This is a genomic window from Paraburkholderia sp. Ac-20336 (assembly GCF_017105025.1).
GTDB lineage: Bacteria > Pseudomonadota > Gammaproteobacteria > Burkholderiales > Burkholderiaceae > Paraburkholderia.
Window position 1 is genome coordinate 90,791 of sequence record NZ_JAAGPS010000001.1, and the last position, 25,706, is coordinate 116,496.

The 25,706-nt window shown below is 63.9% G+C and carries 22 protein-coding genes; 8 read left to right on the forward strand and 14 right to left on the reverse strand.

Going from position 1 to position 25,706, the window contains the following annotated elements:
* Nucleotides 1–208: 208 nt before the first annotated feature.
* Both GXB81_RS00420 and GXB81_RS00425 read left to right on the forward strand, forming a co-directional pair.
* Entirely contained in the window at nucleotides 209–577 is a 369-nt protein-coding gene (locus tag GXB81_RS00420; protein ID WP_167048628.1) for a YciI family protein, read from the forward strand.
* A complete protein-coding gene (locus GXB81_RS00425; RefSeq protein WP_205987996.1) occupies nucleotides 574–1,836 on the forward strand; it encodes a DUF6596 domain-containing protein in 1,263 nt (420 codons plus the stop codon). Before GXB81_RS00420 ends, GXB81_RS00425 begins: the two co-directional genes overlap by 4 nt.
* A gap of 234 nt (nucleotides 1,837–2,070) precedes the next feature.
* Here the strand turns inward: GXB81_RS00425 and GXB81_RS00430 are convergent, their stop codons facing one another.
* From GXB81_RS00430 to GXB81_RS00465, 8 genes are all read right to left on the reverse strand, one after another.
* On the reverse strand, nucleotides 2,071–3,441 hold the full coding sequence (locus tag GXB81_RS00430; RefSeq protein ID WP_167048624.1) for an MFS transporter: 1,371 nt from the start codon (nucleotides 3,439–3,441) through the stop codon (nucleotides 2,071–2,073).
* A 32-nt stretch (nucleotides 3,442–3,473) separates the two neighbouring features.
* A complete protein-coding gene (locus GXB81_RS00435) occupies nucleotides 3,474–4,661 on the reverse strand; it encodes a porin (protein WP_205987997.1) in 1,188 nt (395 codons plus the stop codon).
* A gap of 143 nt (nucleotides 4,662–4,804) precedes the next feature.
* Nucleotides 4,805–5,782, reverse strand: a complete 978-nt coding sequence (locus GXB81_RS00440; RefSeq protein WP_205987998.1) for an aldo/keto reductase — start codon at nucleotides 5,780–5,782, stop codon at nucleotides 4,805–4,807.
* 39 nt (nucleotides 5,783–5,821) lie between these two features.
* The gene (locus GXB81_RS00445) at nucleotides 5,822–6,646 is read right to left on the reverse strand and encodes a hypothetical protein (RefSeq protein WP_205987999.1); all 825 of its coding nucleotides are present in this window, start codon (nucleotides 6,644–6,646) and stop codon (nucleotides 5,822–5,824) included.
* On the reverse strand, nucleotides 6,643–8,496 hold the full coding sequence (locus GXB81_RS00450; RefSeq protein WP_205988000.1) for a hypothetical protein: 1,854 nt from the start codon (nucleotides 8,494–8,496) through the stop codon (nucleotides 6,643–6,645). Before GXB81_RS00450 ends, GXB81_RS00445 begins: the two co-directional genes overlap by 4 nt.
* 36 nt (nucleotides 8,497–8,532) lie before the next feature.
* Nucleotides 8,533–10,005, reverse strand: a complete 1,473-nt coding sequence (locus GXB81_RS00455; RefSeq protein WP_205988001.1) for an aldehyde dehydrogenase — start codon at nucleotides 10,003–10,005, stop codon at nucleotides 8,533–8,535.
* Nucleotides 10,005–10,877 carry an alpha/beta hydrolase gene (locus GXB81_RS00460; RefSeq protein ID WP_205988002.1) on the reverse strand — a complete coding sequence of 291 codons (873 nt, stop codon included), beginning with the start codon at nucleotides 10,875–10,877 and terminating at the stop codon, nucleotides 10,005–10,007. The genes GXB81_RS00455 and GXB81_RS00460 overlap by 1 nt, the downstream gene beginning before the upstream one ends.
* Nucleotides 10,870–11,454, reverse strand: coding sequence for an amino acid synthesis family protein (locus tag GXB81_RS00465; RefSeq protein ID WP_205988003.1), 585 nt, complete (start codon nucleotides 11,452–11,454; stop codon nucleotides 10,870–10,872). Before GXB81_RS00465 ends, GXB81_RS00460 begins: the two co-directional genes overlap by 8 nt.
* A 286-nt stretch (nucleotides 11,455–11,740) precedes the next feature.
* Here GXB81_RS00465 and GXB81_RS00470 point away from each other — a divergent pair, with 286 nt between their 5' ends.
* Both GXB81_RS00470 and GXB81_RS00475 read left to right on the forward strand, forming a co-directional pair.
* Nucleotides 11,741–12,502, forward strand: a complete 762-nt coding sequence (locus GXB81_RS00470; RefSeq protein ID WP_167048607.1) for a GntR family transcriptional regulator — start codon at nucleotides 11,741–11,743, stop codon at nucleotides 12,500–12,502.
* Nucleotides 12,503–12,536: 34 nt separating this feature from the next.
* On the forward strand, nucleotides 12,537–14,015 hold the full coding sequence (locus tag GXB81_RS00475; RefSeq protein WP_205988004.1) for an NAD-dependent succinate-semialdehyde dehydrogenase: 1,479 nt from the start codon (nucleotides 12,537–12,539) through the stop codon (nucleotides 14,013–14,015).
* Nucleotides 14,016–14,306: 291 nt separating this feature from the next.
* Here the strand turns inward: GXB81_RS00475 and GXB81_RS00480 are convergent, their stop codons facing one another.
* Nucleotides 14,307–15,578: a YbfB/YjiJ family MFS transporter gene (locus GXB81_RS00480; RefSeq protein WP_346777759.1), complete on the reverse strand. Its 1,272-nt coding sequence runs from the start codon at nucleotides 15,576–15,578 to the stop codon at nucleotides 14,307–14,309.
* 116 nt (nucleotides 15,579–15,694) lie between these two features.
* Between GXB81_RS00480 and GXB81_RS00485 the strand changes: the two genes are divergently transcribed.
* The 4 genes from GXB81_RS00485 (at nucleotide 15,695) to GXB81_RS00500 (ending at nucleotide 20,142) form a co-directional block, all read left to right on the forward strand.
* Entirely contained in the window at nucleotides 15,695–16,297 is a 603-nt protein-coding gene (locus GXB81_RS00485; RefSeq protein WP_167048601.1) for a TetR/AcrR family transcriptional regulator, read from the forward strand.
* A 433-nt stretch (nucleotides 16,298–16,730) separates the two neighbouring features.
* Nucleotides 16,731–17,579, forward strand: a complete 849-nt coding sequence (phnX, locus tag GXB81_RS00490) for a phosphonoacetaldehyde hydrolase (protein ID WP_205988005.1) — start codon at nucleotides 16,731–16,733, stop codon at nucleotides 17,577–17,579.
* Entirely contained in the window at nucleotides 17,576–18,715 is a 1,140-nt protein-coding gene (gene psrA / locus GXB81_RS00495; RefSeq protein ID WP_205988006.1) for an iron-containing alcohol dehydrogenase PsrA, read from the forward strand. Before phnX ends, psrA begins: the two co-directional genes overlap by 4 nt.
* Nucleotides 18,716–18,762: 47 nt before the next feature.
* Complete coding sequence (locus tag GXB81_RS00500; RefSeq protein ID WP_205988148.1) at nucleotides 18,763–20,142, forward strand: MFS transporter; 1,380 nt, start codon at nucleotides 18,763–18,765, stop codon at nucleotides 20,140–20,142.
* Nucleotides 20,143–20,303: 161 nt separating this feature from the next.
* Here the strand turns inward: GXB81_RS00500 and GXB81_RS00505 are convergent, their stop codons facing one another.
* From GXB81_RS00505 to GXB81_RS00525, 5 genes are all read right to left on the reverse strand, one after another.
* Nucleotides 20,304–20,924, reverse strand: coding sequence for an NAD(P)H-dependent oxidoreductase (locus tag GXB81_RS00505; protein WP_241016164.1), 621 nt, complete (start codon nucleotides 20,922–20,924; stop codon nucleotides 20,304–20,306).
* Between the two features lie 49 nt (nucleotides 20,925–20,973).
* A complete protein-coding gene (locus GXB81_RS00510) occupies nucleotides 20,974–22,074 on the reverse strand; it encodes an LLM class flavin-dependent oxidoreductase (RefSeq protein ID WP_205988007.1) in 1,101 nt (366 codons plus the stop codon).
* Between the two features lie 55 nt (nucleotides 22,075–22,129).
* On the reverse strand, nucleotides 22,130–23,458 hold the full coding sequence (locus GXB81_RS00515; RefSeq protein WP_205988008.1) for an MFS transporter: 1,329 nt from the start codon (nucleotides 23,456–23,458) through the stop codon (nucleotides 22,130–22,132).
* A 112-nt stretch (nucleotides 23,459–23,570) separates the two neighbouring features.
* Nucleotides 23,571–24,698 carry a porin gene (locus GXB81_RS00520; protein WP_345889870.1) on the reverse strand — a complete coding sequence of 376 codons (1,128 nt, stop codon included), beginning with the start codon at nucleotides 24,696–24,698 and terminating at the stop codon, nucleotides 23,571–23,573.
* A gap of 45 nt (nucleotides 24,699–24,743) precedes the next feature.
* Nucleotides 24,744–25,601 carry an alpha/beta fold hydrolase gene (locus GXB81_RS00525; protein WP_205988009.1) on the reverse strand — a complete coding sequence of 286 codons (858 nt, stop codon included), beginning with the start codon at nucleotides 25,599–25,601 and terminating at the stop codon, nucleotides 24,744–24,746.
* Between the last annotated feature and the right edge of the window lie 105 nt (nucleotides 25,602–25,706).

Here is a 25,706-nt window from a genome sequence, read left to right on the forward strand (position 1 = left end):
TCGACAATGCGCATCACCCGATCGACAATGCTTTGCACAACACGGTCGAGCGGGTGGAACTCAAACGCTTTCTTCGCAATGAAGCATGTGCCCCCGCGACCTTCCACACTTTTTTCGACACCCCCTGTCCATCAGCATGCGGCCCGCGCGTCATTGTGATGGCGGCCCGATTCGATTCGTCCGCCTCAACCCCATAACGGAGGCTCAAATGGAATACCTGTTGATGATCTACTCGGAAGAAAACGGCTGGAACAGAATGACCGACAGCGAGCGGCAGCAAGGCGTTGCCGCCTATCAGGCGTACACCGAATCGCTGAAGAAAGCGGGGGCGCTGGTGGGCGCCAACCGGCTGCAACACACGAGCACAGCTACCACGGTGCGGCTCGTCGACGGCAAGCCGCAGGTGCTCGACGGACCGTATTCCGATTCGAAGGAACAACTCGCCGGCTACTATCTGATCGACGTACCCAACCTGGACGCGGCGATGACGTGGGCATCGCGCTGTCCCGGCGCGGCGCACGGCGTCATGGAAGTGCGCCCGGTCTGGACCGCGCCCTACGAAGCGCCCTCTGCATGAGTTCGTCCGCCGGCGGCCGTGGCGATGACGGCGCCGCGCGTTCGGTTGCCGAGGCGGTCGCGCGCCGCAGCTACGGCAAGCTCGTCGCCCTGCTGGCGATGCGCACGCGCGACGTCGCCGCGGCCGAGGATGCGCTTGCCGACGCATTCGCGGCCGCGCTCGCGGATTGGCCCGAGCACGGCTGCCCCGCGAATCCCGAAGCCTGGCTGATGACGGTCGCGCGCCGTCGGGCAATCGACGGCGCACGCCATCGCCGGACCGGCGACGAAGTCGCGAACCAGCTCCTGATCCTCGCCGACGAAATCGACGAGTGCGAAGCCGGCGCGTTACCCGACCGGCGGCTCGCCCTGCTGTTCGCGTGCACTCACCCTGCGCTCGAAGCCGCCATTCGCACGCCGCTGATGCTGCAAGTCGTGTTGGGCCTCGAAGCGAAGACGATCGCGTCCGCGTTCCTGATGTCGCCCGCCGCCATGAGCAAACGCCTCGTGCGGGCGAAAACCAAGATTCGCGAAGCGGGCATTCCATTCACGGTCCCCGAGCGCGAGGAATTGCCTGGCCGGCTCGCGGCGGTACTCGAAGCGGTCTATGCAACGTATGCGGAAGGTTGGACGGACCCGCTCGGCGGTGATATCGAGCGGCGCGATCTTGCCGACGAAGCGTTCTATCTCGCGCAACTGCTGGTCGAGCTGCTGCCCGACGAACCGGAAGCGCTTGGTCTGCTCGCGCTGATGCTGTTTGCACAGGCGCGGCGCAATGCGCGACGCGATGAGGCTGGCAACTACGTGCCGCTGTCGGCTCAGAACCCGGCAACATGGCACGCACCGATGATCGACACAGCGAACGCGCTGCTGCGGCGAGCAAGCGCGCTCAATGCAATCGGGCGCTTTCAGCTCGAGGCTGCACTGCAGTCGGCACACGTGCATCGCTGCCGGACGCGTCGCCCGAATTGGGACGAAATCGTTCAGCTCTACGATGGACTGCTCGCCATTGCAGCGTCGCCGGTAGTGGCAATCAATCGCGCGCTCGCGTTGGCGGAACGCGACGGCCCGCAGGCGGCGCTCGACGCGCTTGCGCCCTATGCGGACGATCCACGACTGGCCGACTACCAGCCCTACTGGGCCGCACGCGCCAATCTGCTCGCGCGTGTCGGTGCGACAGCGCAAGCACTCGACGCGTACGATCTGGCAATCGGTCTCGAGCGCGACCCGGCCGCGCGCCGGTTCCTGCAGGGTAAGAGAATGGAGCTTGCATCGACATGACCGGTCGTATCGGAACCGATCGGTCGGGCAGTCGGCGCCGTTGGTCCTCGCGTCATGGAGCGCGACGGCGGCGGCGGCGAGCGTTTTCCCCAAGGCTCTCTTACCGCTTCTGATGTCTCGAAGGTCTTTCGCGAACCTTGCGACGATAGCGAGCTTGCCGTCATGAATACGCCCCGGTTACGACCGGGGCGCAGATACAGCGATCAATCAATCCAGCCGCAATACGACAACCGCTCAATCAATCAGCGGACCATCCTTCTTCATCCGTTGCCACGTCCTGATGCCGGGCAAGAACACGATCGCGAGAATCGCCACGACGATCTGAGGCCCAATCAGCTCGATCGTGCCGGCGAGACGGTAATCGGCGATGCCCGTCAGCCAGCCCGAAACCGGACCGGCGCCGCTCGCCACGAGATAGCCGATCGCGCCCGCAAAGCCGGTTGCGATCGCGACGCGATGGTTCGGCACCCCGTCCTGCGCTAGCGTATAGCCCATGAAATACAGCGTATTGAGGCCGACCCCGATGATAAAGACGACGACCATCGTCATGGCCTGCCCCGCCGGATGATTCAGGAGAACGTACAGGCCGATCGCATCGACGATGCCAAGCGTTGCGACGACCACCTGTCTGCCGTAGCGGTCGGCAATCCAGCCGAAAAGAGGCGAAACGAGACTCGTCAGCCCAAAGCCGAATCCGAACACGACACCGACAAAACCCACGCTCTTGTGCTGATACTGAATCAGGAATGTCGGCATGAGGCCGCTGAATTCCCAGTACGAAATCAGGTTCACCGCGTGAATAGCCAACCCCTTCCACATCGAGCCACGACGCGCGACGTCGAGGAACGCGGCGGCAGTCGTCTCGCTGTTGCGCTGCTTCGCCTGAGAAGCCGCCTTCGCCGCGGGCTGGTCGCGCCACATCTTCTTGAGCGTCAGCGCCATGACGATGAACATCACCACGGCGAGCACGATCGTGACCGCACCGAAGATCGACAGGCCGAGCCGCCAGCCGGTGTTCTCGTCGGAAGTCGCAATGATCTGGCTGAAGACGGTCGGGCCGATCACGGCGCCGGTCGCGAAGAAAAACCCGAGGCAGTTGTTCAGAAACGCGCGACGTTGCGGCAGTACCGATCCGGCGAACGAGTAGGCACTGATATTGAAGATGCCTTCGAACACGCCGAACAGCACGCGATACGACAGCGTCAACGGATAGTTGTACGCGAAATACGCGAGCAGCATCGACGTTGCCCCGGCACCCGCGGTCCCGATCAGCATCAGCGCGTTCATGCGTGGCGTGACCCCGGCCTTGCCGTGGCCCGCGTTCCACAATCCCGCGGGCACATCGATAAGCGCCTGGCCCAACAGAAAAATAGTCGCCAGCGTACCGACCTGCTGAACGCTAAAGCCAAGAGACTTGGCAATGCTGTGCAGGCCGATCGGAAACGCCGAGCGATTCATCGAGTAGATCAGATAGCCGATCCCGACTGTGACGAGTTGAACCAGAAAGATAGAGCGCGCAAGCCGCTGTACTTTTTGCGACTGCGGATCGTCGCCCGATGAAGCGTTGTCGGAACTGGCTGGCAGTTCGAACCGGCTGGTGGTCATGATAGTGCTCTCCTGTTAGCGGGTCGTTGCTGTCAGAACATATGGCGCATGCCGAATCGCACGAGCGCCTGGCGGGTGTTGGACGAGTCGCCCAGCAGCGAAATATTCGCGACGGCCGGCGCGCCGGTCGAGCTGGTTCCGCTGGCAATCTGGTAGGTCGCGGCAACGTAGAGGTCGGTGCGCTTCGAGAGCGAGTAGTCGGCGAGCGCGGAGAACTGATGGTAGGTCTGATCGCCGATATCGCCGGACACCGCATTGCCCTTCGTGTAGCTATACGCGGCCGAGACGAATGCCGCCGGCGAAAGCCGGTACATGCCGTTGATTTCGACGTTGTTGAACGTTGCGGTCGCGCCGTTGAAATGGCCGATGTTTCCGTACTTCACGTTCGAATACAGCATGCCGATCGCAGCCGAGGCAAACGTGTACTGGCCGCCCGCCGCAACGACCTGCCATGAGGTGGCGGGCGCATTGCCGGTGAGGTAGCCCGAGTTGATCGAGCCGAAAGCCGTCGAGGTCGCCGGCGGCACCGCGTTGGCATTACCGTTCAGCACCGCGCCGGCATTCGACGGATTCCTGAAGAACTCGTACACCACGCCGAGTCCGAGCGGGCCGTTGTTGTAGCCGACACCGGCCGTGTAGCCGCTGTTCTGCGAGACCGATCCCGCAACCCCGCCGAGCATGACGGTGCCGCCGAAGCGCAGCCCCGAAAAGCTCGGCGAAGCGTACTTGATCGAATTGTTCTGGCGATAGGTTCGCGCAGCGTTGTCGATGTCGCCGGGATGCGATGCGCCGCTGCCGTAGGCGGCAAGGCCGAATCCGAACTGGCCCACGTAGTCGTTCACGCTGTCGTACTGGCGGCCGAGCGTCAGCGTGCCGAACCGGTTGCTCGACAGGCCGACGAATGCCTGACGGCCGAAGGCCGTTCCCCCTTGTGCGAACGCGCCCGTATTCAGATTGACACCCGACTCCAGGGTGAACACGGCAGCGAGACCGCCGCCGAGGTCTTCCTTGCCCTTGATGCCCCAGCGGCTTCCATACGGACCCGCAAGCGAATCGAGCGACCACTGGCGGCCGCCGACGTTGGTCGAACCCACCACATGCTTCGCGTTCGTGTTCAGCTGTATGGCCTCGTCGAGTACGCCATACAGCGTGACGGAACTCTGGGCGAACGCGGGCGCGGCGATCGTCGCTGCCGAAAGTGCAATGAATATCTTTTTCAATTCCAGTCTCCGATGGTTGTCCGGGCAAGCCCGCTTTTTTAATCTGTAATACTTATCGATATCTCTGTATTGGCGCATGCTGTATCGAGGGACGGCTGATCGGTGCCTCAGGAACCCGCCAGCCGCCCTTCCCTGCTCTCCGCTCAGAAGTGTCCGCTACGCGGACGCGGTTCGTAGGCCGCGCCGATCATTTGCATCTCCTCCGCGGACAAAACGACGCCCACCGCGGCGAGTGCTTCGTCCACTTGCGGCAGCGTCGTTGCGCCGATAATCGGCGTTGCGGACGGCAGTTTGTTCAACACCCATGCGAGAGCGACCTGTGCGGGCGTCAGGCCGCGCGAGCGAGCCACCGCGTCCACCGCCGCGCCGACGGCGTGATCCGCCGCGCGTCCGTACCACTCCCATGTATAGCCATCGGTGCGCGCGCGTTCGGTCGAGTTGCGATCGCGCCGCGCCTCGCCGCACAGAAAGCCTCTCGCCATCGGGCTGTACGGCAGCATCGCGACCCCTTCGTGGCGGCAAAGCGGTAGCAGTTCGCGCTCGTCCTCGCGCCATACCGCGTTGTAGTGGTTCTGCATCGACACGAAGCTCGCCTGTCCACGAAAACGCGCGCTGTAGAGCGACTTCGCGAACTGCCAGCACGGCATGTCCGCGGCGCCGACGTAGAGCACCTTGCCCGAGCGCACCAGGTGGTCGAGCGCGGCCATCATTTCGTCGATGTTCGTGGACTCGTCCCAGATGTGCGTCTGATACAGATCGATGTAGTCGGTCTTCAGGCGACGCAGCGACGCTTCCACCGCCTCGACGATGTGCTTGCGCGAATAGCCGCGCGCATTCGGCCCCTTGCCCATCGGGTTGCCGAATTTGGTGGCGATGACGAATTCGCTCCGGCTGCCGAACTCGCCGAGCAGCTCGCCGAGAATCCGCTCGCTGGCGCCGGCGGAATAGAAGTCGCAGGTATCGAAGAAGTTGATGCCGGCTTCGACGGCCCGGCGAACGAGCGGCCGCGCCTCGTCCGCGTCGAGCACCCACGAGCGCCACGCCTTGTCGCCGATACCCATCGCGCCGAAGCCGATGCGCGAAACCTTGAGGCTGCTGCTGCCGAAATTGATGTAGTCCATAGGTCGAAATACTCTCTTCGTGATCGGAATATGCTGGGTTCAACCGGCCTGGCGGCGACTGCGCTCCGAAGTGGGAACGCGCAGCGACACCAGCAGTTCGCCGAGCCGCGAGAAGGTCGACGCCTCCATCGTCACGCCGTGGCGAAGCGCCTGATCGAGCGCCTTGTCCATGTCGATGCGCTGGACCGCTTCGGTGTCAGCATCGGCGTCGCGAGAAACCGGCGCCGGATGCTTGCCGTCGCCCTGTACGATGCGCTCGACGGCAATGGCCACCCATCCGTCGTGGCCGGCCGTCGCATCGGAATGCAGTGCGAGAAACTGGCCGAGCCGCTCCATAAGCGAGGGCGTGCTCGCGGCTACGCCATCGTTCGATGCGTGTTCCATACCGGCGTACACGATGGGCTTGCGGCCCGCGCCATCCGGTTCGGCAACAACCGGCCTCTGCGCACCCGGTCCACTCATGCACAGCACCGCGCGATATCCGTGCAGCGCCGCGCGGCGCGCCAGATACGGCGCGAATTGCGCACCGTCCGTGCGGCTCACGATCATGAGCGCGCATCCCGAACGCGACGCCTCGCCACACGCGAGATCGACAAGACGCGGTCCGATCTGCAACAGCGACAAACCCGCGCCGTCGATCCGGTACTGGCCGTCCTCTTCATGCAGGACGCGCGGCCGCAACGCGGCGTTCAGCGTCGTCCCCTTGCTGTCGAGCAGATAGCGGTAGGCATCGCCGGACAGCGCTTCCGTCAGCAGGATCATCTCGGCGGCGTCGTCCGCCTGGCCGACCGAGAAGCCGCAGGCGCGCAACATCTCGGGCGTGGTGCGCGCGAGTTCCGGGTAGCTCAATCTCAATGTGCTCATCGCTCGTCCTCCTGCTGTCCGGCAACGCTGCCGGACAAAGCCACACGGGCACCTTGCGGCATGTGCGCGGATGCGGAAGCGCCGAGCAGGTCCTCCGGCAACACGGCGTTGAGAAGAAAGACGCCGCGCACCCATTGACGCGTGACCGGCTGCGACGTTTCGAGGCCGAACGTCGTGAGCAGGAAGCGGATCGCGTCCATCGGGAAGAACGACTGGCCGATCACGTTCTCGCGGATTTCCGAATACGGCAGCGTGGCGGCGAGCTGCATGCGGCTCGCAATGTGCACGAACTCGGGATGATCCAGCAGCACACGCGCCACCAGTTCATCGCGAGGCCGGCTGCGCAGCACGGTGCAGAATGCCTGCACGGCGCCCACCACGTCGACGAACGTTTCGTTCTCCACACCAGGGTCGATGGCGCGCTCGCCGCGCCGGTTCTCGCCGTTCTCGCCCGACTTGTACCAGAAGTACATGGCGGTCTCGGGCGCGCTCCGGTCGACGTCGAGCGCCCAGCAATAGCGCGTGTCCGCGATGTCGAGCAATTCGCCGACCGTCGCTTCGACGCGCTGCTGGCGAGTGATCTTCATGGTCGAGGGAATGACCGCTTCCATCGCCGCGGCAAAACGCGGATACAGCGCGACGAGATGCGCGACGAGCTGCCCGTGCGCCTCGTCGCTGCCAAGCGAGCGCGCCTTCGCGAGCAGTGCCCGCCAGGGCGACGCCGTTTGCCGAGTTTGCCGATCGTCGACGCTGCCGGTCGCGGCAAACCGCTCGGCCGCCGAGGCCAGCGTCGCGAGCGCACGCGCGATATCGGCATGCCGCTCCATTTCGTCGATGTCGCCGTCCGGCAGCGTTTCATAAAGACGTGCGGAGCGCGTGAGGAGCGCGGCCAGCGTCGTTGCGTCCGCGCGTGCGGTCTCCGTATCGCGCGTCAGCGCATAGGCGAGCGCCAGCTCGCGCCCCAGCGAAAACGCGCTCAGCCATGCGGGCCAGCGCACCAGCGTCGCCACCATGCCGAGCCCCGACGAATTGCCGACGCCCAGCACGAGCTTCGAACCCGGTTCGAGACGCGCCGCCGCGGCATTCCTGCTGCGCGCCTGCGCCTCGACCACGGTGAAGCTCGTGAGCCGCCACATGTACAGCGCGAACAGATCGACGTGGTACGGATAGGCGAGCGGATGATCCGGCGGCAGCGAAACCCATGCGCGCGTGCCGTGCCGCCCGTTGGCGTAATAGCCCGCGTTGCGGATGATGTAGCCGCCGCCCTCGGCGAGATGGTCGAGTTCCGGCTGCTGGCCCGCTTCCAGGCGGCCGAGCACGTAGTCGTAAAAACGGTTGCTGCGATTCGCGACGGTCCAGCCGAGCGTGGACAGATTGGTCGTGCGGCCGCGCCACACCTTGCCGACGATTTCCTCGCGCTCGTGCTCGATTGCCGCGAGGTCCGCCGGCCCGTCGACGAGGATGCCGAGAAAGTCGAACGTCCACTCCGTGAACCGGCCGGGCCGGTCGATGCCGTCGCTCGCCTGCGAGAACGCCGCGAAATGAAACTGGTGTCCCGCCGCCGTGATCTCGTAGACGACGGTCCCTTCGCCATTCGCGTCGACATCGCACGACACGCACTCGATGCGCCAATGCTCGCGCTTCATGCGCTCGACGAGGCTGTGCGCGAAGCTCAGACTCGTGGCCTTGGCCGCGCGCATCGCGTGCGCGCTCATCACGTCGTCTTCGCTGCGCAATGCGCCGAGCACCCGGGCGCCGTCCGTCTCGCCGCATGCCGCGCTCACGAGGTCGCGAACGAACGGCGGAATCGGCCCCGAGAAGCGCTCGTCTGATTCCTGCTGATTATTCACGTTTGCTTCCATATCCCATGACTCTGATCGTTGGCCTCAACGCATCACGAACGGATCGGCAATCGGTTCGTCCGAAATGCGAAGCCAGACGGTCTTGGTGCGCGTGTATTCGAGAATCGATTCGATACCGCCTTCGCGTCCGTAGCCGCTTTCGCCATAGCCGCCGAACGGCGCGACCGGCGAGATGGCACGGTACGTGTTCACCCAGACGACGCCCGCGTGAATCGCCTTCATCATCCGGTGCGCGCGCGACAGGTCCCGCGTGAATACGCCGGCGGCCAGGCCGTACTCGGTGTCGTTGGCAAGACGCACGGCCTCTTCCTCGGTCTCGAATCCGAGCACGCTCAGCACCGGCCCGAACAGCTCCGTCTGCACGCTCGGGATCGCCGGGTTCGGGCAATCGACGATGGTCGGCTCGTAGTAATACCCGGCTTCCATCGACGCCGGGCGCTTGCCGCCCGTCAGCACGGCCGCGCCCGCCGCTTCGCTCGACGCGACAATCTGCTCGATCTTTTCGAGCTGGCGCGCGGTCGCGAGCGGCCCCATTTCGGTCGCCGCATCGTCGGGGGCGCCGATGCGAATCTGGCGTGCCTTCGCGACGAGCGCATTGAGGAACGCGTCGCGAATCTTCGCGTGGACGATGAGCCGCGAGCCCGCCACGCAGCTTTGCCCGGACGCGCCGAAGATGCCGGCCACCACGGCGTTCACGGTGCCGGCGATGTCGGCGTCGTCGAACACGACGACCGGCGATTTGCCGCCCAGTTCGAGCGAAGTCGCCGCGAGATTGGCCGCCGAGTTGCGCACGATGTGGCGCGCGGTTTCAGGACCGCCCGTGAAGGCGATCCGCGAGACAAGACGATGGCTCGTCAAGGCGCGGCCGCACGGTTCGCCGAAACCGGTCAGCACGTTCACGACGCCCGCGGGAAAACCGGCCTCGTGCACGAGCTTCGCGAATTCGAGCAGCGGCGCGGGCGCCTCTTCCGACGCCTTCAACACGACCGTGCAGCCGGCCGCCAGCGCGGGACCGAGCTTGACCGCGGCAAGGAACAGCTGCGAGTTCCACGGCACGATCGCCGCCACGACGCCGATCGGCTCGCGACGCGTCGTGACTTCCATGTCCGGCTTGTCGATCGGCAGCACCGCGCCTTCGAGCTTGTCGGCCGCCCCGCCGAAATAGCGGAAATACTCGGCGATATAGGCAATCTGCGCGCTCGTCTCGCGGATGATCTTGCCGGTGTCCGTCGTCTCGATCGAGGCGAGATGCGGTACATTCTGCGCGAGCAGATCGCCGAGACGGATCAGCAGCTTGCCGCGCTGCGTCGCCGTGAGCTTCGCCCACGCGGGATCGCTCAATGCCGCATGCGCCGCCTGCACGGCCCGTTCGACGTCGTCCTGCGTCGCCGCGGGCATGGTCGCCCAGGGCTTGCCCGTCGCGGGGTTCACGCTCTCGAACGTTTCGCTGCCATTCTCGAAGCGTCCGTTGATGTATTGCTGGAATACGTCAGGCATCACACCTCCTTCGTTTCACGCGCGGCCGTCGGGCTGGACGCGGCGGCGGACGTCGCGCCCTGCCGCGGCGATTTGTCCAGAAACGCGCGGATCGCCCGGTTGACCTTTTGCGGCGACACCACGGCCATCATGTGCCGCTCGCCGTCCAGCGACTCGCTCACGCCACGCGGCGTGAGCCCCGCCATGCGCACCGACATCGCCGGCGACGAATTCGCGTCGAGCTCGCCGGTCAGGTACAGCGCCGGCATGTCGAGTTGCGGCAGCACATCGACGTGCGCCCGGTCCGAACTCGCGAACACGCGATAAGCGCGCGCATAACCGTTCGCGTCGACGCCCGAGAGACACTTCAGGATCGCGTCCGCGGCCGGGCCGGGCTCGGGGCTCGTCGTGCCGAGCCAGCGCCCGAGCGTGACGTGCATGTCGGTGAGCGCGCCTTCCGGGCCGAGCGAGGTCGCGCGGTTCATCACCGCTTCGCGCTGCTCGGGCGTGCGCTCGAAAACGGCGTTCATGGCGATCAGGCGTCCAACCCGCTCCGGATGACGGCCCGCGAGACCGATCGCGATCAGCGCGCCCATCGAATGCCCGACCACCGTCGCACGCTCGATACCGAGCGTGTGCAGCAAGCGCGCGGCCTGCTCGACGTAATCGTCAAGCGTGGCGTCCTCGCGCGGCATGCTGCTGCCGCCGTGGCCGAGAAAATCCAGCGCGATCACCGTATGGTCTTGTTCGAACTCCGCGATCTGCGGCGCCCAGATCGACGAATTCATGCCGACGCCGTGAATCAGGACGAGCGGCTCGCCGCTGCCGCTGACATGGTATGCGGTGCCGTCGAGCATGCGCTTGCCGTCACCCGGCTCTGTGTGACTAGCCATTCGACGACATCTCCTGAATGTCCTTGTAGCGGTCGCCGATGCGGTGATGCGGCCGGCCGCCGATCGACGCGCCAAGCGCGACCACGATCTCGTCCGGACCCGGCGCGTCGGTGATCGAGAATTGCACCGTGAGGTAATGCGAGCGCATGCCTTCGTCGTGCTTGTGCATGAGCGGAATCGTGACCGGGCAATTCGCCGGACCGCGCAGATTCGTGAACGCAAGATAGGACTTCGCGCCGACCGCCTCGCGATACTTGTTGCCGAAACGCAGCGTATGGATCAGCGCCGATGCATGCTCCATCTCGCCGTTCAGGCCGACGATCGATGCCTTGCCATAGCCTTCCACGTTCTCCCCCGACCCCGTGATGTCGAGGATGCGCGACGTCAGCAACTCGCCGAGCACCGGGCCGATTTCGCGAATCTCCGGCCCGAGGTCCTCGACATAGCCGCGGCCCGCCCACGGATTGGTCAGCACGGCGGCGACGCCAACCAGCTTGAGCGGAACAGCCGCTTCGCGGCCGCCGTCGACGGTAATGTCTTCGAAAAAGGTCACTGTCTTGCGAATCAGTTTGTGCATCTTGACGCTCCAGATTGGCGGGATTCATCCCTGACATGGTTAAGCAGTACCGGCACTGCGCCGCGCAGCTGCGCGCCGGTCTTACGCCACACTCGACAAGAATATGCGATTCCATATTCTTGTAGCATCTATGTTGGTATACCATGCTATAGTCAATTGAAAACGCCGTGGGGAGTTTTCGACTAGGGAAGAACCCTGGGTAAGCTTCCTTGCTACGCGGGCAAGCGGCCTGCATGATGGATAACTGAAGCGGGCATGCCGCCGTACCGGGACAACGGAACAAGCTATGACGACTGAGAAAAAATCGCTGCGTATCGAACGCGAAGTGAAAACGCTCCGGCAACTCGCACTCGAGCGCATGCGCAACGCCATCCTGCAATCGCATTTTCTGCCGGGGGAACGACTGGTCGAACGACCGCTATGCGACGAACTCGGCGTGAGCAGAACCGTCGTGCGCGAAGTGCTGAGGCATCTGGAAACCGAGGGGCTGGTCGAGAACATTGCGAACCTCGGCCCCGTGGTCAAGAAGGTCGACCTCGACGAGGCCATCCAGATCTACGAGATTCGCGCGCTGCTCGAAGGCAGCGCGGCGCGCGCCTGCGCCGAAAAATCGACGCCGGAAATCGTCGCCTATCTCTCGCTGATACTCGATGCGGTACAGGAAGCGTTCCGCAACAAGGACTATGACAACGTCCTGCTGAAGGTCGGCCAGTTCTACGAGTACATGTTCGGGAGCGGCGGCAAGACGGTGGCGTGGAAGCTCGCGGAGACGCTGAACGCGCGCATCAACCAGCTGCGCGCGCACACGATCCGCTCGCCGGGCCGCGACAAGGCGTCGTTCAAGGAAATGAAGAAACTGCTCGATGCGATCGAGGCCAAAGACGGCGCGGCGGCCGAACGGGCGTCCGTCGAACACGTCCAGGCGGTGATCCGCATCCTGGTGGACTCGCAGTCCAAACGGGATGCCGCCGATGAACCGGCAGCCACCGACCTGCCCGCGCCTGCGCGGAGTCCCGCCAGGCCACGCCGCCAGAACGCGGCAGCCTGACCGAACGAATTGTCATTGTTCCATGGAGACTGGAATGTCAGAAAATCAGGTGGCCCTGCCGCCTTTGCGCGACCCTTCGCTGCTGCGCGAAGCCTGTTTCATAGCGGGCGAATGGCACGCCGGCGATGCCTCGTCGGCGATTGCCGTGACCAATCCCGCCAACGATCTGCTGATCGGCACAGTGCCGCGTCTTGGCGCAACCGAGGTCCGTCACTGCATCGAGTCCGCACGGACGGCGCTGCCGGCCTGGTCGGCGAAGACCGGCAAGGAACGCGCGGCCATTCTGCGGCGCTGGTACGAGCTCATGCTCGACAACCAGGACGACCTCGCCACCATCATGACATGCGAGCAGGGCAAACCGCTGGCCGAGAGCCGCGGCGAAATCCTCTATGCCGCCTCCTTTCTGGAGTGGTTTGCCGAGGAGGCCAAGCGCGTCTACGGCGATACGATTCCCGCGCATACGGCGGACCGCCGCATCGTCGTGCTCAAGCAGCCGATCGGCGTATGCGCGGCGATCACGCCGTGGAACTTCCCGGCCGCGATGCTCACGCGCAAGATCGGTCCCGCGCTGGCCGCCGGCTGCACGATCGTGCTCAAGCCCGCCAGCCAAACGCCCTTCTCCGCGCTCGCGCTGTGCGTGCTCGCCGAGCGCGCGGGCGTGCCGCGCGGCGTGCTCTCCTGCGTGACGGGCAACGCTGCCGCGATTGGTGACGAGCTGTGCCGCAATCCGGTCGTGCGCAAGCTCTCGTTCACCGGCTCGACCGAAATCGGCAAGGTGCTGCTCGAGAAATGCGCGGCCACCGTCAAGAAAACGTCGATGGAACTGGGCGGCAACGCGCCGTTCATCGTTTTCGACGACGCGGATCTCGATGCGGCCGTCGCGGGCGCGATCGCCGCCAAGTTCCGCAACGCGGGGCAGACCTGTGTGTGCGTGAATCGCTTTTTCGTGCAGGACAGCGTCTACGATGCGTTCGTCGAGAAGCTCGGCGTGGCGGTTCGGGCGCTGACGGTCGGCAACGGCCTCGATGCCGCCACGAAGATCGGGCCGCTGATCGACTGCAACGCGGTGGCGAAAGTCCGCGAGCACGTCGACGATGCGCTCGCGCACGGTGCGTCGGTCGTCGTCGGCGGCAACGGTCATGCGGCGGGCGCGCAGTTCTTCGAGCCGACGGTGCTCGCGGGCGCCACGCCGGCCATGAAGATTTTCCGCGAAGAAACGTTCGGCCCGGTTGCGCCGGTGTTCCGCTTCACGAGCGAAGCAGAAGCGATTCGCCTTGCTAACGATACCGAGTTCGGCCTCGCATCGTATTTCTATGGTCGCGACATCGGGCGCATCTGGCGGGTTGCCGAAGCGCTCGAATACGGCATGGTCGGCATCAACGAAGGTCTGATCTCCACCGAGGTCGCGCCTTTCGGCGGCGTGAAGGAAAGCGGGCTCGGCCGTGAAGGATCGAAGTACGGGATCGACGATTATCTCGAGATGAAATACCTGTGCATGGGTGGGATCGCCTGAGGGGCGCTCACTGGCTACGGCAGTTGGGTGGATCTTTTTGATTTCCGTTTTGGCTGCTGATGTGCGGACAATGCCTGGCGTTTCCTGAGTTAGCTTCTGAATCAGGAAACGCCGGGTATACACAGCCGATTAATAACGAAGTTCTTCAAAGGGCCGGAAAAACAAGGTGCGATAGAGCCCCGTGTGCCCTGAATCGCGAGCCCTCGTTTTTCGGCTCTGCATCTGGCTCCGCATGAGCGCAGCCTCTCCAATTTCCATGTGAAAGCCGCGCCGCCTGTTCGCGCCGCCTCGTCAGGCGGCCCCCTTCGCCGCGGACCTGAACCCGTTCGCCAGTTCGCAGGCCAGCGCCATCATCACCAGACAGGCAGACACCAGGAAAAGCAGACGATGGTTGCCGCCGCTTGCGTTGAATAGCGCCGAGAACGCGTAGCCGGAAACGGCCATGACCCCGGCCGACAGAATCGTCGCCCTGCTCCACGCGATGTTCTGCCGATGCGCATTCTTCGGCACCAGCTCATGAATGCGCGCCAACGCCAGCGGAACGATGCCCGGCGCAAACGTGCCGATGACAACGGCACACACACCGAGTGCCGGCACATTCCCCGTCAGATAAACACTCGCCAATGCGACGGCCTGCGTAAGCGATACCAGTCCGATGGCCGCCCGGGCACCCATCCGGTCCGCGAGAAAGCCATAGAGAGGCGGACCGGCAATGGCGCCTACCCCGTAGAGCACCCAGAAGATGGCGCCCTCATGCGTGCCCAGGCCGAGCCCACGCGCGATGAAGTCGACCAGAAACACCATGGGCGCGACGACAGAGGCCGCCATCAACGCATATTGGGCGTACAGGAGATTGACGCGCCATCCGAAATGCGCGCGCGAGGCCCGACTGTCCGCGCCCCGAGCCGGCGTCTCCGACGAGAGGCGCGCCGACGGCCACGCGAACCAGCTCGCCGACGTCAGGATGGCCGAGACGATGGCGAGACCGATCCAGGTCTGGGCCAGCCCCAGTTTCAACAGCAGTGGAATCAGCGTTCCCGACCCTGCGATACCGAGCCCCAGACCGAGAAACACGGCACCGCTCGCCATGCCCCGGCTCGCCGGCGGCACGTGCGGAAGAATCGTGGCGGCGACCAGCACCATCACCACGCCGCCCGCGATGCCCGACAGGACTCGCCAGCCGAAGTACCAGCCGACCGACAACGGAAAGGCGCACGCGAGAAAGGTGGCCGTAATGATCAGCATCATCACGCGCAGCGTGCGCTCCTTGCCGAACCGGCTGCCCAACGGACGGGCCAGAAGCGCGCCGCACAGATAGCCCGCCAGATTGGCCGCGCCAAGATAGATCACGCTCGCGGTCGAAAACCAGTGCGCGCGAATGAGCTCCGGAATGAGCGGCGTAAAAGCGAAGCGGGCCAGCCCGATACTCACGAGGCTGGCGCATAGCCCCGCGAAGATATAGCGCGAGACGAGCCTTCGGTCGATCTGCGCCGGCGTGAGTGAACCTGTCATGGAAGTCATGAATGTGTCTTTGCAAGCGGAAGAAATCCGGCGGATAGCCAAGCCTCCACCAGTCTTTGACATCATTGTCAATTTTGACACTCTAGACAAACTTGACATCAACGTCAAGAATGAGATTAAATTCAGACTGGATACCGATTCACGACACGGAGCAAGACATGGCAGGCGTTCGCCAGTTCGACGAGGGCGCGGCCCTCGAAACAGCTCTTCCGCTCTTCTGGCAGAAGGGCTTTGCCGCGACGACGATGCAGGATCTCGCCGCCGCCACGGGAATCCAGCGGGGCTCGCTATACAACGCCTATGGCGATAAGGAAACGCTGTTCCTGCGCGTGTTCGATCTGTACCGGGAGCGCTTTCTGCAGCAAATCCGCCGGTCGCTCGATAAGCCGAAGGTCCGCGACGCGTTGCAGAGTTTCTTCGACTGCGTCATCACGTCGATGACGACGACCATCGCTGCGGATGCCCCCACGCGCGGCTGCCTCAGCACCAAGACCGCGGTCGAGACGCAGGACATGGATGCGCCGATACGCGAGGCGATCCAGTCGCTGCTCGATGACTTCGAGACGATTCTGCTGGAGCGACTATCGAAGGTCGAAAAAACGGCGCACCTGCGGATTCCGGCCGCGGAAGCCGCGCGGCTGGTCCTGACGTTGACGCGCGGAATCGTGGTGATCGAACGGGTGTACCAGGACCCCAAGCGGCTGCGGCATACCGCCGATTCGCTGATCGAACTGCTGTTTGACAGTCGGCCCCGTCGTTGAAAAACCATTCCTGACTTTGCGCAGCACGCTCACACTCACGCTTATCGGGAATGAATGCCGGCTCTGACCGGAACCCTTGAGCGCGACAGGCCATCGATCATGCCGATGGCCGACGATGTGATATCTCCCCGCCGCATCAATCTTCAGCACATTCCGCACGCCGTGTACGGGTTCGCCGCTGTCCCGCGGCGGCGAACACGCATGGCGCCCGAGGCCCGCGATTTACCGCGCGGCCGCCGGGCACGCCACCCCCACGCCCAATAGCCCCGCACGACGGCGAGCAACGCACGTATCCGTATACGCGTTATACGGCCAATCGATCAATTTTTTCGGTTGATTCAACGAATTCAACCCGGTATTTCGATCATACGAGCGTCACGCGACAAATCTATTCTGCATGGACTCATCAGCCCTCTTCAAAAAGGACACCGCCATGCAACCCAGTCTACTGACCTCGAACGCGTCGCACCGTCAGTACCGCGGTCCGATTACCACTGCCATTTTCGATTGGGCCGGCACCGTGCTCGACTTCGGCTGCATTGCCCCGGTCGAGGCGTTCCGTCAGGTCTTCTCCGACGCCGGCGTGCCGATCACGATCGCCGAAGCGCGCGCGCCGATGGGCGCGGCCAAGCGCGAGCACATCGCGCTGATCCTCAAGGAGGCCGACGTGCAGGCCCGCTGGCAGGCGCACACCGGCCACGCCTCGAACGAAGCCGACGTCGATGCGCTGTACAAGGAGTTCCTGCGCGTGGACGAAATCAACGTCGCGAAATACGCCGACCTGATCCCGGGCGCACTCGACACCATCGCGCATCTGCGCGCGCGCGGCATCGCAGTCGGCAGCACCACCGGCTATCCGCGCGAAGTCATGAAGAACCTGATTCCGCTCGCGGCCGAACGCAATTACAAGCCCGACTTCGTCAGCACGGTCAGCGACGTTGCACGCGGCCGGCCGTTCCCCGACATGATCCTCGCCAACGCGCTCGCGCTCGCGACGCCGGATGTGCGCGGCGCCGTGGTGGTCGACGACAGCCCGACCGGCCTGCTGGCCGGCCTGGCCTCGGGCATGTGGGCGGTCGGCATCGCCGCGAGCGGCAACGAAGTCGGCCTGTCGCTCGCCGAGTGGACCGCGCTGAGCCCGGCCGAACAGCAGGCGCATCTGACGCCCGCGCGCGCGAAGCTCGAACGGACCGGCGCGCACTTCGTGATCGATACCATCGCCGATCTGCCGGCCGTGATCGACGCGATCGAGGCGCTGCTCGCCGCCGGAGAGCGTCCGTGAACAGCGCCTGGCAGTTCCACAACCCGGTTCGCGTGCGCTTCGGCGCCGCCTCGCTCGGCGAGATCGGCCAGGCCATCGCGGGCCGCCGCTACGTGATCGTCACCTATCCGGACGCGGTGTTCGCCGACCTCTCGGCGCGTATCGAGGCGATCGCCGGTCCCGCGCAATTGCGCATCGATTCGGTCGAGCCGAATCCGTCGGTCGGCATGCTGCGCCGCGCCTGCGAACAGCTCAAGGCGTTGCCGCAAGAAACCGAGGTGCTGGTCGCGCTCGGCGGCGGTTCGGTCATGGATTCGGCCAAGGTGCTGGCCGCCGGGCGCGGCGACTTCGACCCGGTCTACGCCTACCTGAGCGCGGGCGGCCCCGCGACGGCGAACCCGCTGCCGATCATCGCGATTCCGACCACCGCCGGCACCGGCAGCGAAGTGACCTGCTGGGCCACGGTCTGGGACCCGGACAATGCGCGCAAGCTGTCGCTGTCGCGCGAGGATCTGTACCCGGAAGCAGTCCTGATCGATCCCGAACTGATGGTCGGTCTGCCCGAAGGTCCGACGCTCGCGAGCGGTCTCGATGCGTTGGCCCATGCGCTCGAAAGTATCTGGAACGTGCACGCGAGCCCGGTCACGCGCGGCCTCGCGATCCATGCGGCACGCGAGATCATGGCCGCGTTGCCGCGTGTGATGGCGCATCCGTCCGACCTCGAGGCACGCGGCGCAATGGCACTCGGCGCGCTGCGCGCGGGTCTCGCGTTCTCGAATACGCGTACCGCGCTGGCTCACAACATCTCGTACGCGATCACGCTGTCGCACGGCGTCGCGCATGGCATCGCGTGCTCGTTCACGCTGCCGGCCGTGATGCAGGCCGCGCTCGGCATCGATCCGGCCTGCGACGCCGCGCTCGCCGAAATCTTCGGCGACACGCAAACCGCGCCCGCACGTCTCGCGGCCTTTCTCGACTCGCTCGGCGTCGCCACGCATCCGGGCTCGTACGGCCTCGCTGAAGGCGAATGGTACGCAATCGTCGATCAGGCGTTCGACGGCGCGCGCGGGCGCAACTTCATCGGCAACCGCAGCCACTTTCCGAAATTCGATTTCGCATCGGTTCCGCCGATTGCCCCCTCCAGGAGATTGTCTTGAGTACGCAACGTTCCATCTCGACCGATGCGCTCGCGCGCCTCGACAACATGCCGTGGACACGCTTCCACACGCTCATCATCGCTGCGCTCGGCGTGGGCTGGGCACTCGATTCGTTCGAGACCAACATCATCGGCAGCGTGTTCGGCGGCATCCAGTCGTACTGGCATCTAAGTTCGACACAGGGCTCGCTGGCCGTGAGCATCTGGGTGTTCGGCATGCTGGTCGGCGCGATCGCATTCGGCTATCTCGCCGACCGTTTCGGCCGCAAGCGCCTGTTCCTCGCGACGCTGCTCTGGTACGCGCTCTTCAGCGTTGCGACCGTGGTGTCGTGGAATTTCGATTCGTTCCTGTTCTTCCGCGCAATGACCGCGCTCGCGGTCGGCGGCGAATACTCGGCCGTCACCGCCACGATGGGCGAATTCATCCCGCGCAAGCATCGTGGCCGGACCGATTCGCTGATCCTGTCGGGCTTTCCGCTCGGCGCACTGATCGCAGCGGGCGTGTCGTACTTCGTGCTGAATCATCTGCCGGCCAGCATCGCCTGGCGCGTCGGTTTCGGTCTGGGCACGACGATGGCGCTGATCTTCTTCTGGATTCGCCGCGTGGTGCCGGAATCGCCGCGCTGGCTGTTGCAGCAGGGTCGTGTCGAGGAAGCCGAGGCGATCGTCACGAGGATCGCGGCGGCGGCGACGGGCCCCGATGCGCTGGCCGCTCAGCGCCGCTTTGAACCGACCACGATCGTACCGGCTCATCCGATGTTCTGGCGCAACGTCGGCGAACTGCTCGGCAAGTACCGCGCGCCGTGCGGCCTCGCGAGCGCGCTGAACTTCTCGCAGGCGGCGGTCGTGTATGGCGTGCTGTCGCTGATGGCGCTCGTCATCCTGCCGTACATGAAGGTGCCGGCCGGGTCGATGCCGATCTACTACGCGTACGGCAACCTCGCCGCGCTGCTCGGCGGGCTGACCGCGTCGTTTCTGGTCGAGGCCTGGGGCCGCCGCTCCTCGCTGTTCGTGAGCTATACCTTCACGCTGCTCTCGATCCTCGTGGTCTACATGGCGCACACGCTGGCGGGCATGGTGATCGGCTACTGCCTGATCCAGTTCGGCGTGACCTGGGCCTATATCTCGGCCTACGTGGTGTCCTCCGAAATCCTGCCGACGCGGTTGCGCGCTTCGGGTCTCGGCATCTCGGTGGCGGTCGGCCGCGTCGGCGCGATGATTACGCCGCTGCTGCTGACCAGCGCCTTCTCCTCGACCGGCACGCCGGCCGGCGCGCTGACCACGCTGTTCGTGATCGCGGCACCGGGGCCGGTTGCGGCCGCGCTCTGGTGGTGGAAAGGACGCGAAACACGCAATGTGTCGCTGGAGCAGGGCAGCCTGGATGCGTTGACCGCGGAAAACGGATTGCAGACGGTCGCGGCGGGCTGAGTGCGATGATGGGCCGGCGCTGCTTTCGCCGAGCCTTTATTCCCGATGTTCTGAAGAGCCGTGCGCTTTTGCGTGCGGCTCTTTTTTATCTGGAATCTTGACTATATTTCTGTGCAATACGCTGTGCAATGCGGCGGGACCTATCGGTCTATCGCGAACCGCTAGACCGACTCGCAAGACACTTCGGATAGAGCTTCCCGCTCCTCTCTCGCACTCGCGTTCGCTCTCGCGAACATAACGATCTCGCCGGCCATAATACGCAATTGCTCCGTCGCCGCGACATCGACACAGACGCCTTCGGCATTGAACAGCGTTTGCGACGTGTTCAGCATGACGCCGAGCGGCGTCGGCCATCCGCGCAGCGCATGCACGATCGAGCGCAGCGTCGCGAGCGTCGAAGCGCCCGCCTGAACGCCGCCTGCACACGCAACGCACCCTACCGCACGCTGACTGAAATAGCTGCGCTCGTCGTCGCGCATGTCTTCCGTGTAGTCGAGCGCGTTCTTCACCAGTCCCGATACCGAGCCGTGATAGGCGGGCGAAGCGATGACCACCCCGTCGGCGCGCCGCAGCGCCTCCAGAAAACGCACGGCTTGCGGCGTGCGCTCCAGGGCTTCGGGTGAATACATCGGCATCACCAGTTCGGGACCGACGATGGCTTCCGTCGACGCACCGAGCCTTTGAGCTTCGCGCAACACGGCGCGCACGACCCGCTCGGAACTCGACCCGTATCTGAGTGTGCCGCCTATGCCGACGATATGAGGAACGAATGGCTGCATCATGATTTTCTCCAGGTGGCAAAGCACGGGGTTCTCGTGGATGAACTCGCCATCAGACTTCAGCCAGGCGGGCTCGCTGCGCGAATTCCGCGGAGAAGTGCGGCGCCACTTCGCTCGCGAAGCGGCCAAGCCACTCGCGCCGGCGCTGTTGCGGGATACCCGGTGTTGCCGCCATCACGATCAGGTGATTGAAACCGACGTCGAGATATTCCTGCACGCGCTCACAGACCGTTGCCGGAGAACCGAACAGTTGCAGATGATTGAAGGGCCCGAGATTGTCAGGATTGCACATCGAGACACGGCGTTCGTGAACAGCCGCGAACGACTGATAGTCGGGAATCGACGGGAATCCGCCTTCATCCGGCCGGTAGTGCTCGACTTGCAGCTCGAACCAGCGCGGCATGTACTTGCGCGCGAGCGCTTCGGCTTCATCGTCGCTGTCCGCAATGATGCAACTGATGGCGACCGGCTTCGTCACGTCCACATCGCCGCCGCGTTGCAGCGTGACGTCATGCCAGGTGCTCAGCACCTTCCGCTGCACGGCCAGAGGCAGTGTACCGTTGGAAATCGGCGGCAAACCGAGTTCGGCAATCTTCGTCGCGCTATCAGGACTGCCAATCGCGCCGTAGAAGTTGATGTTCTCGCGTCGTGCATCCGGGCGCAGCCGCACTTCCAGCGGCACGCGCACATGCTGGCCTTCATAGGTGAACGGCTTGCCCGACAAGGCCAGATCGAGTACTTCCCAGACTTCCTGGAAGCGGGCCTTCGCATTCTCGAGCTTCAGGTCGAACGCATCGTATTCGAGCGGGGCGGCACCGCGGCCAAGGCCGAGATGGAGCGGCGCGTCGGACATCAGGCTCAGCATCGCGATCTCGCCCGCAAGCCGCACGGGGTTATGCCACGGCGTAACGAGCACCATCGTACCGAGCCCCAGACCCGGACAGCGCGACGCGATGTTCGACATCAGCATCAACGGGCTGGGCGTGGGGAAATAGCTCGAAAAGTGATGCTCCGGAGTCCATACCGTACGGAAACCCGCTTCGTAACCAAAACGGGCATCGTCGATCATGTGGCGATACAGTTCGAGATCGGGCGTCGGCTCGACGTCCGACGCGGCAATCATGAACCCAAATTCGACCTGCGAAGCTGACATCTGAAGTCTCCTCAATTAGATGTATTTACATATGTTATGTCATTAATCTTCGCTGTCAAGCAGATTCTCGCTCGCCGGGGGTGGGCCCCTTGCGGATCGTCAGGGCCGTGAAGGTCGTAATCAGGCCGAGGACGACGAGATAGGCGGCCACCGGCCAGTACGCGTGGGACCAGACGAGCAGCGAAGTGGCAATGAACGGCGACAATCCTCCGCTAAAGATTGCGGCGATCTCATGCCCCAGCGCGAGGCCCGAGTAGCGCATGCTCGTGCCGAAAAAGCTGCTGAACAACGTCGGCTGTGTCGCAACCAGCGCCGCGTAGCTGATCGTGTTGACGAGTAGAAACGCGAGCAGCGTCAAGGTCGGGCTGCCGGTGCTGACGAAATGGAAGAACGGATAGGCAAATGCCATCATCGTCAGGGTGCCGAACAGATAGATAGGACGACTGCCGATGCGATCGGAAAGCCGCCCCATCAATACGATCACGGGCAATTGCAAGACAAACGACAGGATCATCGCGCCGAGCACCTGCCCGTCGGGCACGTGCGCGAACTTCGCGAAGGTCAGCGAAAACGCGACGAAGACGTACGAGCTGCCGTTTTCCGCCACCCGCAGGCCCATGGCCGTCAGTACCGCTCGCGGATGCTCGCGCAGAACCTGCAGCACCGGCAGCTTCGCCCGGCCGCCGCGTGCGGCGAGTTCCCTGAACGCCTGGGTCTCGGGAACGAAACGGCGGATGTAAATGCCAAGGCAGAAAACCACGATGCTCGCGAGAAACGGCATACGCCATCCCCATGCGATGAAATCGGCTTCCGGCAGTTGCCGCACGAGCCATACCGCCGCGGCCGACAACAGGAAACCCAGACTCAGGCCGGCCTGCCCGTATGCAGAGAAGTAACCGACCTTGCCGGACGGCGCGCTTTCCGTAATCATCAGCACCGAGCCGCCCCACTCGCCGCCGGCCGCGAGCCCTTGCACGATCCGCAACGCAACCAGCAACATGGGCGCGAGGATGCCGACCTGGCTGTACGACGGAAGAAGCCCCATCAGAAACGTGGCGCTGCCCATCAACGTCAGCGTCCAGATCAGCGCGGCACGGCGCCCGTAGCGATCGCCGATGTGCGAGAAGATCACGCCGCCAAACGGGCGGGCCAGAAAGCCGACGGCAAAGCCGCCAAAAACACCCAGCGCAGCAACCAGCGGCTGCGTTCCTTTCGGAAAGAAAATCTGCCCGAACACCAGCGCGGCCGTGGTGCCATACAGAAAGAAGTCATACCATTCCAGGGCATTGCCGAGCGCGCTCGATATGACGATGCGTTGCAATGCGCGCCCCTGCAGGGAAACGGACCGTTCCCTGCCTCCAGACAACGTTTCCGATACTTCCATACCAATCTCCAGATAACGGCGACCATGACGGCCGCCGTGGTTTGAGCCGGCAAATCAGAACCGCCTGCACACGACCGCCCGCGCGGCGGTTAACGCAACGATCGGGCAACGATCAGAACAGGTGTCGCATTCCGCCGAGCAGCAGCAGCTGGTTACGCGAACTCGATGGCGAGGCCTGGAAAATAACGGCCGGCGCCAGCGGCCCGTTGGACGCTCTCACATAGTTCGCAAAAGCGAATACGTCCGTACGCTTCGACAGGAAATAGTCAACGCTGACCTGGCCCTGGTGCCAATGGGGATTCGCGCTGACACCCTGGTAGTTGCCGCTCGTATAGAGCCACGCGGCGGAGACCGTCAAGGCCGGCGTGAGCTGGTAAAGACCGATCACGTCGAAGTTGTTCAGGTTGACGCCGCTATTGTCGAGATACGTGAAATGCACGTTCGAGTACATGCCGGCGACGCTCAATGCACTGAACCGGTAGAGCCCGCCCACTGCCGCCACCTCCTGATGCTTGACGCCGACCGTGCTGTTTAGCGGGCTCGTATGGAACAGCGCGAACGGTGCGCCGGCATAGTCGTCCGTCACCGCGCCGTTGGGATTGCCCACACCCGGCCGATCGAGATACAGATAGGCGGCCGCGAAGCGAAAACGGCCATTGTCATAACCCGCGCCGGCACTCCACGCCTGATTCTGCGAAAAATTGCCCGCGCTGTTGCTGAACGCGTAGAGACCTTCGAAGGTCAATCCGCTGAAATTGGGGCTGACGTACTTCACCGAATTGCTGTAGCGAAAATTCCCTTCGACGTTGTCGCTATCCCCAAAGGTGGTTCCGAACCCGGGACCGAACGCCTGAGGTTCGTAGCGGTCCAGGTAGTCCCACATCATGTCGTACTGACGGCCGAAGGTCACGGTGCCGTAGCGGTCGCTGCCAAGGCCGACGAACGCTTGCCGCCCGAACATCCGGCCGCCCTGCCCGAGCGAGCCGTTGGTCGAGCTGAACCCGTTTTCGAGCTGGGCGACTGCGGCAAACCCGCCGCCGAGATCTTCGTGAATCTTCAATCCCCACCGGTTGTTCTGATTTGCACCACTGAACATCTGAACAGCACTTTTTCCGCCTTCGTTACTCACATACCCGATGCCGGTCGAGATGATGCCGTACAGCGTGACGCTGTTCTGCGCCCAGGCGCTCGTCGAGATCATCGAAATCGAATAAATTAAGATACCTAATTTAATTTTCACGAAGCATCCTTTTATGTCAGGAAAACGACGATTTAATTTAATGTGTCAGGAAACGCGAGAGGATCGGTTGAAAGCGGATTGCAGGAATTGCGTCAGACTCAGATCGAATTGCTCCGGATTCTCGATGTTGGAAAGGTGACCCGATTCGGGAATCACCTTGAGCGTCGCGTTGGGAATGCTGGCGGCCAGTTCCTGCGCCAGCACGGGCGGCGTCAGCGTGTCGTGCTCGCCGACCATGACGAGGGTGGGCGCGACGATCCGCGACAGGTCGCCGACGAAATCGTCGTTCAGATTGGCCTCAATGGTTTTCAGATAGCTGTCCGTACGCAGGATCGAAATGCTGGCGACCAGTTCATCGAGCGCGGCTTCCGTAATCTTCGGACCGGCAAGACCGCGCGCAACCGCCGGTGCGATGTCGGCCGGCGTCTTGCCCGCGAGAAGCGGTTGCGCACGGGCAGCGAGAAAAGCCTCCCGTTCTTCCGGCGTGCGGGTGTCGCGCGTATCCGGACGCGTGTCGACCAGCGTCAACGAGGCAACGCGCTGCGGATACTGCAGCGTAAAGCGCTGCGCAATGCGCCCGCCGAGCGACAGCCCGACCAGATGCACGCGAGCCGCGCCACAGTGATCGATGAGCCGCAGGACATCGTGCGCGAAGTCGGTGATCGTCACCTTGCCGTCATAGTCGTCACTCGCGCCATAACCGCGAGCATCCCAACTGACCGCGTGCGCGAAGGTGCCGATCGAAACCAGTTGCCGATACCAGTTCGAACGGTTTCCACCGATACCGTGCAGAAACAGAACGAGTTCTCCTGTGCCTCGCTCCGAAAAAGCGATCCTCGGCGCGCCCGGCACGAATGTGACCGGCCACGCGGCGGGAGCGCCGCGCCAACCTGCTTCCCCCATTTTTGTCCCCATAATAGTTAGCATGACATCACGCCGAAGCGTGCCGATGTTGCATCAGCCGGCAGAAACATGGAAAATACATGTAATTTCATATGTATGTGAACA